Source organism: Streptococcus sp. DD12, assembly GCF_001578885.1.
Classification (GTDB): Bacteria; Bacillota; Bacilli; order Lactobacillales; family Streptococcaceae; genus Streptococcus.
Genome location: NZ_KQ969495.1, coordinates 633,350 through 648,264 on the forward strand (window position 1 = coordinate 633,350; position 14,915 = coordinate 648,264).

At 43.9% G+C, this 14,915-nt stretch carries 15 protein-coding genes; 1 reads left to right on the plus strand and 14 read right to left on the minus strand.

What is annotated here, in order from left to right:
- The 5 genes from STRDD12_RS02950 to STRDD12_RS02970 all read right to left on the minus strand — a co-directional run.
- Nucleotides 1-420: YSIRK-type signal peptide-containing protein (locus STRDD12_RS02950; protein ID WP_156471455.1), on the minus strand; the 420-nt coding region annotated here is incomplete at its 3' end.
- An 81-nt stretch (nt 421-501) separates the two neighbouring features.
- The gene (locus STRDD12_RS02955) at nt 502-1,083 is read right to left on the minus strand and encodes a GNAT family N-acetyltransferase (protein ID WP_066915007.1); all 582 of its coding nucleotides are present in this window, start codon (nt 1,081-1,083) and stop codon (nt 502-504) included.
- Nucleotides 1,084-1,089: 6 nt separating this feature from the next.
- Nucleotides 1,090-2,442, minus strand: a complete 1,353-nt coding sequence (gene rlmD, locus STRDD12_RS02960; protein WP_066915009.1) for a 23S rRNA (uracil(1939)-C(5))-methyltransferase RlmD — start codon at nt 2,440-2,442, stop codon at nt 1,090-1,092.
- Between the two features lie 102 nt (nt 2,443-2,544).
- Nucleotides 2,545-4,278 carry a phosphoenolpyruvate--protein phosphotransferase gene (ptsP, locus tag STRDD12_RS02965; protein WP_066915011.1) on the minus strand — a complete coding sequence of 578 codons (1,734 nt, stop codon included), beginning with the start codon at nt 4,276-4,278 and terminating at the stop codon, nt 2,545-2,547.
- A gap of 4 nt (nt 4,279-4,282) precedes the next feature.
- Nucleotides 4,283-4,546, minus strand: a complete 264-nt coding sequence (locus tag STRDD12_RS02970) for a phosphocarrier protein HPr (protein WP_066915013.1) — start codon at nt 4,544-4,546, stop codon at nt 4,283-4,285.
- A 256-nt stretch (nt 4,547-4,802) separates the two neighbouring features.
- Between STRDD12_RS02970 and STRDD12_RS02975 the strand changes: the two genes are divergently transcribed.
- Nucleotides 4,803-5,735: a dihydroorotate oxidase gene (locus tag STRDD12_RS02975; protein WP_066915015.1), complete on the plus strand. Its 933-nt coding sequence runs from the start codon at nt 4,803-4,805 to the stop codon at nt 5,733-5,735.
- Between the two features lie 113 nt (nt 5,736-5,848).
- Here the strand turns inward: STRDD12_RS02975 and STRDD12_RS08205 are convergent, their stop codons facing one another.
- The 9 genes from STRDD12_RS08205 to adhE form a co-directional block, all read right to left on the minus strand.
- On the minus strand, nt 5,849-6,016 hold the full coding sequence (locus tag STRDD12_RS08205; RefSeq protein ID WP_156471436.1) for a hypothetical protein: 168 nt from the start codon (nt 6,014-6,016) through the stop codon (nt 5,849-5,851).
- 63 nt (nt 6,017-6,079) lie between these two features.
- Nucleotides 6,080-6,355, minus strand: coding sequence for an HU family DNA-binding protein (locus STRDD12_RS02980; protein WP_066915017.1), 276 nt, complete (start codon nt 6,353-6,355; stop codon nt 6,080-6,082).
- 97 nt (nt 6,356-6,452) lie between these two features.
- Nucleotides 6,453-7,055 carry a YpmS family protein gene (locus STRDD12_RS02985; RefSeq protein ID WP_066915019.1) on the minus strand — a complete coding sequence of 201 codons (603 nt, stop codon included), beginning with the start codon at nt 7,053-7,055 and terminating at the stop codon, nt 6,453-6,455.
- Entirely contained in the window at nt 7,033-7,866 is an 834-nt protein-coding gene (locus tag STRDD12_RS02990) for an SGNH/GDSL hydrolase family protein (RefSeq protein WP_066915021.1), read from the minus strand. The genes STRDD12_RS02985 and STRDD12_RS02990 overlap by 23 nt, the downstream gene beginning before the upstream one ends.
- Nucleotides 7,859-8,704, minus strand: coding sequence for a DegV family protein (locus tag STRDD12_RS02995; protein WP_066915023.1), 846 nt, complete (start codon nt 8,702-8,704; stop codon nt 7,859-7,861). Before STRDD12_RS02995 ends, STRDD12_RS02990 begins: the two co-directional genes overlap by 8 nt.
- Before the next feature lie 207 nt (nt 8,705-8,911).
- Nucleotides 8,912-9,604 carry a glycoside hydrolase family 73 protein gene (locus tag STRDD12_RS03000; RefSeq protein ID WP_066915025.1) on the minus strand — a complete coding sequence of 231 codons (693 nt, stop codon included), beginning with the start codon at nt 9,602-9,604 and terminating at the stop codon, nt 8,912-8,914.
- Nucleotides 9,605-9,838: 234 nt separating this feature from the next.
- Nucleotides 9,839-10,627 carry a nicotinamide riboside transporter PnuC gene (pnuC, locus tag STRDD12_RS03005; RefSeq protein ID WP_066915027.1) on the minus strand — a complete coding sequence of 263 codons (789 nt, stop codon included), beginning with the start codon at nt 10,625-10,627 and terminating at the stop codon, nt 9,839-9,841.
- Nucleotides 10,628-10,637: 10 nt separating this feature from the next.
- Nucleotides 10,638-11,696 (minus strand): AAA family ATPase, encoded by a 1,059-nt coding sequence (locus STRDD12_RS03010; RefSeq protein WP_066915029.1) that lies wholly within the window; start codon nt 11,694-11,696, stop codon nt 10,638-10,640.
- 444 nt (nt 11,697-12,140) lie between these two features.
- Nucleotides 12,141-14,792: a bifunctional acetaldehyde-CoA/alcohol dehydrogenase gene (gene adhE / locus STRDD12_RS03015; protein ID WP_066915031.1), complete on the minus strand. Its 2,652-nt coding sequence runs from the start codon at nt 14,790-14,792 to the stop codon at nt 12,141-12,143.
- Nucleotides 14,793-14,915 lie beyond the last annotated feature (123 nt).

The following is a 14,915-nucleotide window of genomic DNA, read 5'->3' on the forward strand; positions in this document are numbered from 1 at the left end:
TCTTTCGGATGTTGCTGTTTCAGTGCTTGTGGTAGATGATGCTGTGTTGGCATCTGCAGAAGACGGTTGCGCAGATATCTCTGTAGTCGCCTGGTCCTGACTAGCTGGAGCACTGGTAACGTCGAGACTGTCAGCCTCTACTTTTGTTTGACTACTTTGGGAGGTTTGACTGTTGTCATCAGTTTGACTAGAGGCAGTGTCGGAGGACGACTCAGCATCCTCAATCGCCTCAGCAGAGGCACTAGCTCCTGTCGTCACTTGACCAGTCGCTGTTTCCAGAGGTTGACCAGCCGTCTCATCCGCCAAAACACTTCCTTGCGTCGCAAAGACGGTCCCAATCAGAACAGACGCTACTCCGACACTTAATTTCTTAATCCCATAACGCTCCTTGCGCGCACAATGCTTTCCTGAATAAAACACAGCATCTCCTTTATGTTACAAATGTTACAAGGTTTATCATAACATAGTCCTAGAGAATTTGTAAAGAAAACAGGGTCATCATCAGTTGCTATTTTGTCTTTTTTCCGCTAAAACTTCTTGAATACTCTGTACTTTAGGCATATCGCTTTGGTGAGGGTTTATTATTTTTTCCATCCAAACCATATCGAACCATTCTTGAAATTTATAGCCTGATTTATGAAAGGTTCCCACCAAACGAAAGCCTTCCTTTTCATGAAAATGGCGACTGGCATGACTGAGATAAGGACCCTCCTGACGAGCTTGCGCAATGCAGGCGTTGATATTGGTAACTCCCATCTTTTGCAGGTCAGCTTCTAAGCGGTGATAAAGCGCATGCCCAAGACCTTGGCCACGCGCCTTTTCTGCTAAATAAATACTGGTTTCAACAGACCAGGCATAGGCAGGGCGCGACTGAAATGCTGATGCATAGGCATAGCCTAAAATTTCCCCCTCTTTTTCAATCACCAAAAAAGGGTAAAAAGCCGAAATAGATTGCCATCTTTTGCGAAAGCTATCTAGACTCGGTGGCTCGTACTCAAATGTAATAGCTGTTTTTTCAACATAGGGTCCATATATAGCTAGAAGCGCTGGGATATCCGCCTCTTTCGCATAACGAATAAGCATAAGTACCTACTTTCTTACCAGTTTCACTACGGCTTCCGTACGAGCAGTTTGTGGGAACATATCGACGGACTGGATGTAAGCCACATCGTAAACGCGTGTTAAGGTCACCAAATCTCTGGCCAGAGTTGAGACATTACAAGAAACATAGACCATCCTTTCAGGTGCATAGGCCACAATCGTCTCTAATAACTGCTTGTCTAAACCAGTACGCGGTGGGTCCACTACAATTGCATCGGCACGGTAGCCTTCCCGATACCAACGGGGAATAATCGTTTCAGCCTTTCCCGCTTCGTAATGCGTGTTGGCATAACCCATTTGTTTGGCATTCGCCTTAGCATCCGCGATTGCTTCCGGAATGATATCCATCCCACGCACCTCGGCTACCTTATTAGCAAATGCAAAACCAATGGTCCCGACACCACAATAAGCATCGATCAACCGATCAGAAGCAGTCACCTCCAAAGCTTTTACAGCCTCGCTATAGAGTGCTTGCGTTTGACTAGGATTTAGTTGATAAAAAGCCCGTGGAGATAAGGCAAACTGGTAATCCAAAACAGCTTCATTAATTGTTTCTTTGCCCCAGATGATTTCAGTTTTATCCCCATAGATGTCACTCGTTTTCTTGGTCTGCCAATTGACCGCAACTGTCACAACTTCAGGATGTTGGGCCACAAGTTCTTTGACAACTGCAGACAGACGGACCTGTTTAGAAGTTACTAGAATCACTTGAACCTGACCGCTAGTCTGCCCTTGACGCACCATGAGGGTTCGAATGCCTTGTTGTTTACGCTCATCATAAATAGGCAAGCGGTGCTTTTTTAACAGGCTAACAATAGTATTGACAACGGCTTGTGTCACGCGGTCTTGTACCAAACAATTATCTAAAGGAACCAAGTGATGGCTCCCTTCAGCATAGAGTCCTGCTTTCACTTGGCCCTTAATGGGGCGTGTCTGAAATTGCAACTTAGCCCGATAATGCCAAGGCTCATCCATACCAATAGTGGGGCGTAAGTCATAACTTTCATACCCTTGTGGCCGAAACTTTTTAAGGGCTTGACCTAACAAATCACGCTTAAATTCTAGTTGTTTGTCATAGCGCAGATGCATGATTTGACACCCGCCACAGGTTTCATAGATGGGACAGTCTGGCTGCACGCGAAACTTGGAAGGTTTGTTTATCTCGAGCAACTTAGCCTCAGCAAAATTTCGACCTACCTTTGTAATTTTGCAAAAGACCTCCTCTCCTTTAAGGGCGCCCTTAACGAAAACTAGGGTTTTTTGAAAATAACCAATCCCCTCACCATTGATACCCATACGTTTAATTTTTAAAACACAGGTTTGTCGTTCTCTTAGTGCCATATAATCCTCTTCCTTACGCTAACTGCCTTTTATTTTAGCAAAAAAAGGGCTAAAAAAGAACCCTCAACCCCAAGGGTCAAAGGTTCTAGCTATTGGCGAATTTTAGTCAAAATCCACGTACTCTTTTTCAAGTTCGAGAACTTCTTCCATTGTCGCACATTCAGTCAAAGCACGGTTTGCTAATTCTTCCATTTTAGCAGTGTCCAATTTCTTCATGAGACTACGTGTCCGAAGAACAGAAGTTGCTGACATAGAGAATTCATCTAGACCCATACCAACCAAGAGTGGTACTGCTTTTTGGTCACCAGCCATTTCACCACACATACCAGCCCATTTGCCTTCTGCATGAGCAGCTTTGATAACATTGTTAATCAAGCGCAGGATAGAAGGGTTGTAAGGTTGATAGAGGTAAGAAACTTGCTCATTCATCCGGTCAGCAGCCATGGTGTATTGAATCAGGTCATTTGTACCAATAGAGAAGAAGTCCACTTCTTTAGCAAATTGGTCAGCCAACATCGCTGCTGCAGGAATTTCAATCATGATACCTACTTGAATGTCATCTGAAACAGCAACACCCTCTGCCAGCAATTTAGCTTTTTCTTCTTCTAAGATGCCTTTAGCTGTACGGAATTCTGTCAACAAGGCAACCATTGGGAACATGATACGCAATTGACCGTGAACAGAAGCACGCAACAAAGCACGCAACTGTGTACGGAACATTTGGTTACCTGTTTCAGAAATGGAAATACGCAAAGCACGGTAACCCAAGAATGGGTTCATTTCTTTTGGCAGGTCAAAGTAAGGAAGTTCCTTATCTCCACCGATATCCATGGTGCGGACAACGACAGGTTTTCCGTTCATGCCTTCCAATACAGCTTTATAAGCTTCGTATTGGTCGTCTTCTGTTGGAAAATCTTGTGAATCCATATACAAGAATTCTGTCCGATACAAACCAACGGCTTCGGCACCGTTATCGTTGACACCTTCGACATCCTTAGGTGTTCCGATATTGGCAGCCAACTCGAAATGTTTTCCGTCAGCTGTAACGGTTTGCGCATCCTTCAACAAGGCCCACTCAGCTTTTTGTTTGGCATAAGCTTCACCAGCCGCCTTGTATTCCGCTACTTGCTCATCTGTTGGGTTGATGATAACGTCACCAGTGATCCCATTGACAGCGACGATATCGCCGTCTTGTACACGTTCCGTAATATCATTAGTTCCCAAAACTGCAGCGATTTCAAGGGTACGTGCCATGATAGCGGAGTGGCTTGTACGTCCCCCAATGTTCGTTACAAAAGCTTTAACATAGTTCTTGTTAAGCTGAGCAGTGTCAGAAGGTGTCAAGTCGTGGGCAATCACGATAGCTTCTTCAGTGATTGCTGCAGGGTTTGGCAAGGTTTTGCCAAGAAGATTTGCCAAAACACGCTTAGTAACGTCGCGGATATCCGCTGCACGTTCTTGCATATAAGGGTTATCTTCCATCCCTTCAAAGATTGCGATAAACATATCGGTCACTTCTTTAAGGGCTGCTTCTGCATTAACTTGTTTACTTGTGATAGCGTCTTTGATTTGACCGATGAGTTCTGGGTCAGCCAGAACCATCAAGTGTGCATCAAAAACGGCTGCTGCTTCTGCACCAAGGCTTTTAACGGCTTGTTCTTTAATCAGAGAAAGCTCGTCTTCAGACGCTTTAAGTGCGACATCAAGGCGAGCTTCTTCTGCATTTGTATCTTCAACTGTTACAGTTTCAAATGACAAATCAGGTTGGACAAGTCGATATGCCTTAGCAACGGCAACACCATCAGATGCTGCAATTCCTTTAAGCATTTCTGTCATTGTCTTATGCCAATCCTTCCGTAGTCATTGTTTCAGTAATTGCTGCAATTGCGTCGTCTGCATCTGCACCTTCAGCTGAAATAGTCACATCAGCTCCTTGGCCGACACCAAGACTCATAACACCCATAATTGATTTCAAGTTAACGGCTTTACCTTTGTAGTCAAGGGTAATGTCTGAAGCAAATTTGCTAGCTGTTTGCACAAGCAAAGTTGCTGGACGTGCGTGAATCCCTGTTTCTGCAACAATGTGAAAATCTTTTGAAGCCATGTGATGGTTCTCCTTTTTCTTTTTGAAAATTTTGAATTATCTATGATAACCCTTACAATGAGATATTATAGCACAGTCAAAATGAATGTCAAGTCTTACTTGTCTTTAAGACCCTACTTTTTGAAAATGCTATCATTTTCAAAAATTTTCTGAAAAACTGAATCCCGCTTTCACTCACTCTCTTAGAAACAAGCTGATCTACCTTGCTGACTTTGCGGATAAATGCTATACTTAAGCCAAGAAAAAGGAGGTTCCCATGGCACAATTACAGACTCAAATCGGGGCATTTCACTTCGACAATTGTTTTATGAATGCAGCAGGTGTTTACTGCATGACACGCGAAGAACTCGAGCAGATTGAACAATCACAGGCCGGCTCATTCGTCACTAAGACTGGTACACTAGAAGCGCGTCCAGGAAACCCTGAACCACGTTATGTCAATACGGACTGGGGCTCTATTAATTCAATGGGCTTACCTAATTTAGGATTCACCTATTATCTGGATTATGTCACTGAATTACAAAAAGACCCTAGCAGCAAACCCCACTTCCTTTCTTTGGTGGGGATGTCACCAGAAGAAACCCACATTATCCTCAAAAAGGTTGAAGAAAGTGACTACCAAGGTCTCGTGGAACTCAATCTTTCTTGTCCAAACGTTCCAGGCAAACCTCAAATCGCCTATGATTTTGAAACAACAGATGCTATCTTGAAGGAAGTTTTCAGCTACTTCACCAAACCTTTAGGGGTCAAATTGCCCCCTTACTTTGATATCGTCCACTTTGATCAAGCCGCTGCCATTTTCAATCAATACCCTTTGGCATTTGTCAACTGCGTTAACTCCATCGGAAATGGTCTAGTCATTGAGGACGAAAGTGTTGTGATTAAACCTAAAAATGGTTTTGGTGGTATCGGCGGTGACTTTATCAAACCGACTGCCTTGGCTAATGTCCACGCCTTCTACAAACGCCTCAACCCAGAGATTAAAATTATCGGTACAGGCGGTGTAAAAACTGGTCGGGATGCCTTCGAACACATTCTCTGTGGTGCCAGCATGGTTCAAGTCGGGACTGCACTTCAAAAAGAAGGTCCACAGATTTTCGACCGTCTGTCTCAAGAACTTAAAAGCATTATGGATGAAAAGGGCTACGACAGCCTAGATGACTTTAGAGGCAAACTGCACTACTTATAAGATACAAGAAAAGCCTGGGACTTCTGTCCAGGCTTTTTGATTTTCTGAAAATGAAGACAGGCAAGACAAGTTTCAATAACCAAAAACTGTGTCTTCATCTTACCAACCGCTTCTTAGTCTTCCCAATCGTCATCATCACCATCATAAGCTTTATTATTGGCATCGATAACTTTGGGATCAACTTTCGGGGGCTTTACAGAGTTAATGGATAGTATAATCATCACCATCTTGATGAGTGTAAATACTAGCAAGGCTATAGCGAGAAGCGTCAAAGCTGACATATTCACCTCTTTAGAAGAACAGATAGGAAAAGTCTGTTGACCTTTCAACAGACTTTCTAACTATTATTTTACAGCGTCTTTAAGAGCTTTACCTGCTTTGAAGGCTGGCACTTTAGAAGCAGCAATTTCGATTTCTTTACCAGTTTGTGGGTTGCGACCTTTACGTGCAGCACGTTCACGAACTTCAAAGTTACCAAAACCGATCAATTGAACTTTTTCGCCTTCTACAAGGAAACCTTCGATAGCTGCGAATACGGCATCAACAGCTGCTGCTGAATCTTTTTTAGTCAATTCTGTAGCTTCTGCCACTTTTGCAATCAAATCTTGTTTGTTAGCCATGTAACAAATCCTCCAAAAATATTTTATAGACGTTTCAACGTCTTAACACCAACCATCTTACCCTAAAGATGGCCTAACGTCAAGCTTTAAACGTGTTTTAATCGTTTTTCTTATAGATACTAAAAGAAATCTTATCCTGTGCCAAATCTAGGTTCTCTGCTTTAAGAAAAGTATTAGCTGTCGCCGAACTCGCCATGTTTTCAAGTTGTAATGTAATCGTCTCTGAATCAATATCAATGGAAACAAACTGAGGTAAGTCCACATGCCCTTTGAGGTATTTCAAGATTTCACTACTTGGGAGGGACAGAGTTCCGACTGAAAAAGAGGTCATTTTGAGACGGATAGACCCAGAAGAGGTGACCTGAGGGTCAAAATAGCAGGTCAGAGGAATCTTATAGCCCAAAAAAGTATAGCTCCCCTCAAAAACCATCTGACTAGACGTTGCATAAAAACGGTATTGAGAAGATTTGGTATAGTCTTTAAGGTAGGAGGCTGCTGCTTGGTTAAATTCCTTGCGGCTAGTGGTCAAAGTCCCGATTTTAACCGCTCCTGTCGTGTCAACTTGTTCTGACTGACTAACTGTTGTCGGCCAAAAGATACGAACACCAACCACTCCAACAAAAGCGAGGTTGAGGGCTAAAAGGACAAAGAATAGCCATTTCCAAATAACGTGTTTTTTACCAGTTTGATTGTGTGTCACGGATTTTCTCCATTGTTGCTTCTGCCATAATCGCATAGCCCCGGTTATTAGGGTGAAAATGGTCCCCATCATACAAGGCATCATTAGAAATACTGATATTTCCAGAAGTCTCCTGAGTGATGCCACCTTTTCCATCGATGCCCTTGTAGAGCAAATCATTAATAGGAACAAAGTAAACACCTTGATATGACTGCGTCACTGCTAAGGTGGCCTCATTCCAGTTATCTATAATATCCTGCATAGCGGTTAGGTCAGGAAAATTGAGGTAAAAAGGATTGTAAATCCCCATAATATAAATAGGCAATTGCGGGTTATCTCGCCGAGCGAGGTCAATAATTTGACGCAACCGTTTCTGATAAGCCTTTTGGGGTTGCTTAAAGCTTGAGACCGTCAGGTTAGAGAGATTGCCCTTCACTACCTTGAGCACATCATTGCCACCAACGGTTACAGTCATGAGCTTGGCTGACTTTAAGGACTTCTGAATGGCCTTATTTTCTGTCATACGTTTCAAAATCTGCTGACTGGTATTTCCAGAAACACCAAAATTCTTGGTCTTGACGCGCACGTCATAGTTTTTTTCTAATGCCTTACCTAAAAGAGGCACATAGCCACCTTTCTGTGTCGTATCGCCGACACCTTCCGTCAAGGAATCCCCAATCGCCACCATGGTCCAGCGTTCCTTGGTCACCGTCTGTGCCACCCGTTCGACCGTTGGACGCACGCTTGGCACTAAAAACCAAAAGAGACCGCAAAAAAGACCTAGTAGGATAAGAAAGAGACCAAAAGTCCTAATTTTCGAACCTTTAAGCATAATGCACCATAATCGCAAAGGCGTTTTCGCCCGTATGGGTTTGGACAACCGATGTGGTTTCTAGAACGGTAATCGGTGCTTGGGTATGAAGAGCCAGGCGTTCTTTAAATCCTTGAGCAATATCCGCAGTCCCACAGTAGGAAATCCCAATTTCAACAATCGATTGGCCCTCAATTTTTTCTGAGATAAAGCCATCTAGCCACTTGTTAAATGTTTTCGCCCCACGCCCTTTAACAACAGGCGTCAGGGTTTTATCCTTCATTTCCATAACCACGCGGATGTTTAAGAGCGAGCTTAAAAGACCTGTGACACGACCAATGCGCCCACCTTTAACAAGGTTTTCCAATGTTGAAACACCGATAAAGAGTTCGGAATGTTCCCGGACCTTGGCAATCTCTGCGACAATAGCATCCAGCGATGCCCCCTCTTGTGCCAAACGCGCTGCTGCAGTTACTTGAAAAGTTTGGCATTGGTCTGTGAAATAAGAATCAATGACCGTCACCTGGTCAGAAAGGCCCGCTAATTGCGCGCCTTGGCGAGCCGCTTCAATGGTACCTGATAAACTATCTGTCAAATGAATCGATACAATCTGGTCAGCCCCTTCTGCTATCAAGCGTTCATAGGTCTCAGCAAAAAGCCCTACCGGCGGTTGACTGGTTTTTGGCAACTCCTTGTGTTCTTTCATTAGTGATAAGAAATAACCCGGTGCTTTTAAATCCGTATCGGCATAGACAACACCTGCAACCATTACAGATAAGGGCACTACTGTGATATCCAGTGCGGAAATTAATTCTGGCGCAATGGTCAAAGAAGAGTCAGTCACAATTTTAATTGTCATAAGCTTACCATTTCTAGTCTTTTTTCCTTATTGTAACAAGAATAGATTTTAAAAGCAAAACTTACCCGAAATTTCCTCAAAAAATGACGGGCCAGCAAAAAATGCTCCTTAATCCTTTTCAGCATGGGCTGACAGATGGTTTTTCTAGAAAAAACTCAAGGTGAAAACATAAAAAAACCTAGGGCAAAAGTCCTAGGTTTGTCATTATTAGCGATTGGCCCAGGCTTCATCCAAAGCCAAGGTTTCTGCATCGGTGTATGAGCCCCGGTAGCTATTCCAGACACTACCAGTGTCACTATCTGTCGCAGTATAAGTCGGCGTATCGTATTGGGTCAAACCATAGCTCGCAATGATGCTATTTAGCTTGTCACCATAGCTGGTATCTGTTGCATAGGTACCTGTGAGGGCTGCCGTCGCATCCAAGTAAGAGTTGGTATTGGACTTATGCGTGCCTGCATAATAGGATGAACTCAAGAGGGCAGCATAGTCATAAAGCGAGCCTGCTGGTGATGCGTAGGACCGGAAGTCCGCATCAATCGTATAGGCATTGCCAGCCCCATCATCCTCCCAAGTTGTCATGGAAACCGAGTTACCGTAATAGGAACCTTTAACCCCAAAGAAGTTATAATAGGGAGCTTGTGCGAGCGCAGAGGTTCCCGAACTGGATTCCAAAATAGCTTGAGCAATCATCACTGACGCGTATAGGTCATATTGGGCTGCAATTTCTTGGGCAGAAGGAGCGATTTCTGCGATAAAGTTTGCGGTAGAACCGTAGGACACGCCCTCTGCCTTAATTTTAGTTACATTTTTTCCTTGATAAGCATACTGGGCAGTCAAGCCTCCCGCTAATAAGAGCGAGGTTGCCGCAACCATCAAGAGTTGTTTTCTTTTTTTCTTCATGTGTGTTTTCCTCGTTAATTGTCACCTTCTGTCAAACTATTTAATATTATATTAACCTAAAACAATGAACTTGTAAAGTTATCCACAGGGAAAATTTTATCTTTTTTAAGACTTATCCACAGGGGTGAGGTCAATATGTGGTCTATTTTAGACCTAAAGAGGTCAAGAAAAAAAGAAAGGAAACCTCTCTTTACTGGTATGATATCCCTTTCTAACACGTAAAAAGGAAATAGCTTAACCGTTGGTTTTTGGTGTTTTGACCGCTTTGGTCCATTGATACCAGCCGACCAGGCTATTAAGGGTATAAACCCAATACATGCCCTGAATTTGGATATTGCTGCCCCACCAGAGATAAATACTAAAAAGGTTGGTCGCAATCCAGAAGATCCATTGTTCACGATACAGACGGGTCATCAACAGTTGTCCAACCCCATTGGTGGCATCCGTCACACTGTCACGAAATGGACGCGCACTATGGATGCTTTGGTAGGCAAAGCCCATACCAATCCAAATAATCGCGGTTAGGGCCAAGTACTTCAGCCAATCAACCAGCCGCAGGGCCTTGGCTTCAAAATGAGATTCTTCAACATTTCCTTGGTCGTTTATCCGGTTGGATAACCAGGTGTAAAGGCCGATAGGTTGCATGATGAAGAAATAGGCTGTCGTCAGCACTTCGCCATAAAAGGTGGCGTTAAAGGCCATTATCAAATAAATAGCCGAATTGATGGCCCCAAACAGATAATTACTGGCGCGTCCTTCTGCTACTAAAATCACACAGACAATACCTGTCCAAGAGGCCAATAACCCTACCCAGTCATGCTGGGCCTGTGTTTGACTAAACTCTAGAATAAGCGGCACACTGGACAAGGCTATCAAATAAAGCCATTGCCAGACACTCCGCCCACAAAAAAGGTCTTGAAAGAGCAAGCTTAGAATTCCCCAAAAACCGATTTTTTTCGCTTCCCGATGAACATTGTGCAAGTGTTGGCCAAAGGTTTGCCATTTGTTTCGAAGTTTTTTCATGTGTTCTCCTTTATGCGATAGAATAAATGTGATCAATGGCTTCTTTAGCCGACTCATAGTTTTCTAGGTAATTCCCTGTCAGATAGGTCACGGGGATATCCGGCAGATGCTGTTGTCGGAGCTCATCGAGATAATGTGAAAAATGCAGCCGTGTCTGACTATCTGCCATCGTCATATCACGAAAACCATCATCCACATAAGTTCCAACAGGTTGCGTAAATAAGATAAGATCCCACTTTTCTTTGGCTAGCAGGCTGACAAAGAGGTTATCAAAGGTAGCTGATGGGGCTGGTTCTTCTCCAACCTGATCCAGATAATAATCATAATAGCCTTTTGTCACCAGAGAATTAGTATCAGCAATCACCAACCCACGGTTGGCCTGACTCTCGATAAGTTGTGAGGTCTGATCGTACTGACCCAAAAGTAGGTAATAGTAATCCTTGGGAGTCAACTCATCATCCCGAACATTATTTTTGACCTGATATTCTCTAGCATACTCTAAACTGACGGGAGCATCATAAAAACGCGCCAAGTCCTTAGCAAGTGTTGTCTTTCCATTGCTGGCACTCCCCATAATCAGGACTTTTTTGGTGAATTGTCGGCGAAAGGGTTGCGCGATGTAAGACCAATAACGACTCGGATTTTCCCTGATCATCGTCGATGAAATCCCAAAACGACGCTTTTCTAGCTGGGAAGAAAAACCGCGTTGATCAAGTTCCTTAGCATAGGCTTCCTCACCTACAAAGAAGGTTAATTCCTCTTCTTCCTCGCGATAAGCAATGGTCTGTAGCAAGTGATTCAACCAAATATCCCAGCCCAAGGGATAGCGAGGCACCTGACTTTCGTCTAGCTTATAAACAGACGTTAATTCGTCATCTCGAAAGGCCTCTCGAATATAGCGAAAACGTTTTTGGAGATTGAGACCAACAACTTCGCCACGGTCACCAGCATAACCTGATACCACTACCCGAACGCGGTCACATTGGCGCTTAGCTCTTTGAATCAAATCGATATGGCCTCGATGCAATGGGGCAAAGGCCCCAAAAACAACTGCAATCCTCTGTGTCATCCTTCTTTTCTCTTTCCTTAAAAGGTGTTGGTTTCATTATAGGGGATGTTTCTACTGGGGTCAAGCTTTTTTATCAAAAAGATATAAACTTTTTATCGAAATGATAAAAGAAAAGACAAGCCTTGCGACTTATAAAACCTAGACAGGCTCAGACCTTGGTAGAAGCCACGGCGTTCTCCCCATGAAAAGGTTAAAGCGAATGCTTAAAAACAAACATCAAAGGCTTCTTGCCATAAGAAAAACGCTTGAAACAAGTCTGTTTCAAGCGTTTTAAAACTTCAAGACCTTACAGCTAGGCAAGCTATTAGGGTTTCACTACCATCCAAACCACACCTAAGGGGGCCTAAAAAGCTAAGAAGAGTTCTGCTGCTCTTTTAATCTTGGCTGGTCCCCCACTCCAGTGACGCAGATGGCTAAATGCTGATGAGAAGGCACTTCAAAAACTTATTTCAAACGCCCTGGTTGGTCTTTATAGCCATAGTAGGCATCTTCCATGATTTCTTGCATATGGTCAACCATTGGCAAGCGAGGGTTGGCTGGTGAACATTGGTCCTCGTAGGCAAGAAAGGCCAATTCACGGGTGTGAGCTTTCCACTCTGCTTCGTCAATGCCTTGCGCCTTAAAGTTCATCTGAATACCAACCCGTTCACCCAGCTCGTAGACTGCCTTAGCATAAGATGCCACCCCTTCTTCTGGGGTAGAAGCTGGCAAACCAAGCATTTTAGCAATGTCTTGATATTTTTCATCGGCACGGTAGTAGTTGTATTTTGGCCAAGTAGCTGTCTTGGCAGGACGCGTACCATTATAGCGGATAACATAAGGCAACAAGATAGCATTGGTACGGCCGTGAACCGTGTGGAATTGCGCACCAATCTTATGAGCCATTGAGTGAGAAATGCCTAGGAAAGCATTGGCAAAGGCCATCCCTGCAATGGTTGAAGCGTTGTGCATCTTTTCACGTGATTCAAAGTCAGCATTCTTGACAGAGCTTTCCAAGTGTTCAAAAACGAGCTTGATTGCTTGCAAGGCCAAACCATCCGTGTAGTCGTTAGCCATCTGAGAAACATAGGCTTCAGTAGCGTGCGTCAGCACGTCCATACCTGTATCAGCTGCGACAAAGTCTGGGACGGTCATCACCAAGGCTGGGTCAACGATGGCAATGGTTGGCGTCAATGAGTAGTCTGCGATTGGGTATTTGCGGTTATTCGCCTTATCAGAAATAACGGCAAATGGAGTGACCTCAGAACCTGTACCAGAGGTTGTCGGAATACCGATGAATTTGGTTTTCTTGCCCAACTCTGGGAATTTGAAGGCCCGTTTGCGGATATCCATGAATTTTTGAACCAAATCATGGAAGTCAACCTCAGGTTGCTCATAGAAGAGCCACATGACCTTGGCTGCGTCCATTGGAGACCCCCCACCTAGAGCAATAATGGTGTCTGGTTTAAAGTCTCGCATCAGTTCTGTTCCTTTATAAACAGTTGTGATATCTGGATCTGGCTCGACTTCTGCAAAGATTTGATAAGTGACCTTATTACGACGCAAGTCTAATTGCTCGATAATCCGATCGAGGAAACCAAGCTCAACCATGGAGTGGTCGGTGACAATCATGACCCGTTCCACATCACGCGCTTTTTGCAGGTATTGGATAGAATCCCGCTCGAAGTATGTCTTAGACGGCACTTTAAACCATTGCATATTATTTCTACGTCTTCCTACTTTTTTGATATTCAAGAGATTGATAGCGCTGACATTATCCCCGACAGAGTTACGTCCATATGAACCACAACCCAAAGTCAGAGATGGGAGAAAGGCATTGTAAACATCCCCGATTCCACCAAAGGTTGATGGTGAGTTACAGATAACACGGATGGCTTTGACAGCTTTACCAAATTCCTTGGTTAACTCTTGGTCAGCCGTATGAATGGCAGCAGAGTGTCCGAGGCCGTTAAACTCAACCATTTGACGGGCCTTATCAATACCGTCTTCACGATTTTCAGATTTGAGAACAGCAATAACAGGAGATAATTTCTCACGCGTCAAAGGTTCTTTTGGCCCCACTTCTGTCACTTCAGCAGCCAGGATATTGGTATCTGCTGGCACACTAAATCCAGCTTGTTCTGCAATCCAAGTAGCCGGTTTCCCGACGATATCTGCGTTCAATTTGGCTCCAGCACAATTCTCGCTGTTAGCCTTGACACCAAAACAGAATTCTTCCAAAAGCGCTTTTTCTTTGTCGTTAACAAAGTAGGTATGGTAAGATTTGAACTCTTCAACGAAGGCGTCGTAAATCTCTTTATCAATGATAACGGCTTGTTCTGAGGCACAGACCATCCCATTGTCAAAAGATTTAGACATGACAATATCATGCGCAGCTTGGCGGATATTAGCTGTTTTTTCAACATAAGCAGGTACATTTCCAGCACCAACACCCAAGGCAGGCTTGCCACAAGAGTAGGCTGCTTTAACCATGGCATTACCACCCGTCGCAAGAATAGTAGCAATACCGTCGTGGTTCATGAGGGCTGCTGTCGCATCCATGGAAGGTTTTGTAATCCATTGCACACAGTTTTCAGGTGCTCCTGCGGCAATAGCGGCGTCACGCACGATTTGCGCAGCATGTGCAGAGGATGCCTGAGCAGATGGGTGAAAGGCAAAGATAATCGGATTGCGTGTCTTCAAAGAAATCAAGGCTTTAAAGATTGTCGTTGACGTTGGGTTAGTTGTCGGTGTAATCCCGCAGACCACGCCAACCGGTTCTGCAATCAAGGTCAAACCAGTCACATCGTCCTCGTCAATGACCCCAACCGTTTTGGTATGGCGCATGTTGTTAACCACGTGTTCACAGGCAAACAGATTTTTCGTTGCCTTGTCTTCAAAAACACCACGTCCAGTCTCTTCATAGGCATGTAAAGCAAGTTCCCCATGCGCATCAAGGGCAGCTACCGAAGCCTTTGCCACGATATAATCCACTTGTTCTTGGTTGAGTTGGCGCATTTCTTCAAGGGCAATCAATCCTTTTTGAACCAATTCATCCACATGCTGCTCGGCAGCCAATTTCTTTTCTTCAGGGGTAGGTTGTTTCTTATCAGACATAGGATCTCCTTTAAACTTAGTTGTGATATAATTCACAAATCATTTACTCTCATAGTATACCCCATTTTCAGAAATCTGTAAACCCTTTCAAGAATATTTTTGCGAAATTTTCAGGGAGTTTAA

Coding starts and splice junctions, on each gene's coding strand:
- STRDD12_RS02955 (WP_066915007.1), bottom strand. CDS start 1,083: ATGCTTATTCGTTATGCGAAAGAGGCGGATATCCCAGCGCTTCTAGCT.
- rlmD (WP_066915009.1), bottom strand. CDS start 2,442: ATGGCACTAAGAGAACGACAAACCTGTGTTTTAAAAATTAAACGTATG.
- ptsP (WP_066915011.1), bottom strand. CDS start 4,278: ATGACAGAAATGCTTAAAGGAATTGCAGCATCTGATGGTGTTGCCGTT.
- STRDD12_RS02970 (WP_066915013.1), bottom strand. CDS start 4,546: ATGGCTTCAAAAGATTTTCACATTGTTGCAGAAACAGGGATTCACGCA.
- STRDD12_RS02975 (WP_066915015.1), top strand. CDS start 4,803: ATGGCACAATTACAGACTCAAATCGGGGCATTTCACTTCGACAATTGT.
- STRDD12_RS08205 (WP_156471436.1), bottom strand. CDS start 6,016: ATGTCAGCTTTGACGCTTCTCGCTATAGCCTTGCTAGTATTTACACTC.
- STRDD12_RS02980 (WP_066915017.1), bottom strand. CDS start 6,355: ATGGCTAACAAACAAGATTTGATTGCAAAAGTGGCAGAAGCTACAGAA.
- STRDD12_RS02990 (WP_066915021.1), bottom strand. CDS start 7,866: ATGCTTAAAGGTTCGAAAATTAGGACTTTTGGTCTCTTTCTTATCCTA.
- STRDD12_RS02995 (WP_066915023.1), bottom strand. CDS start 8,704: ATGACAATTAAAATTGTGACTGACTCTTCTTTGACCATTGCGCCAGAA.
- STRDD12_RS03000 (WP_066915025.1), bottom strand. CDS start 9,604: ATGAAGAAAAAAAGAAAACAACTCTTGATGGTTGCGGCAACCTCGCTC.
- pnuC (WP_066915027.1), bottom strand. CDS start 10,627: ATGAAAAAACTTCGAAACAAATGGCAAACCTTTGGCCAACACTTGCAC.
- STRDD12_RS03010 (WP_066915029.1), bottom strand. CDS start 11,696: ATGACACAGAGGATTGCAGTTGTTTTTGGGGCCTTTGCCCCATTGCAT.
- adhE (WP_066915031.1), bottom strand. CDS start 14,792: ATGTCTGATAAGAAACAACCTACCCCTGAAGAAAAGAAATTGGCTGCC.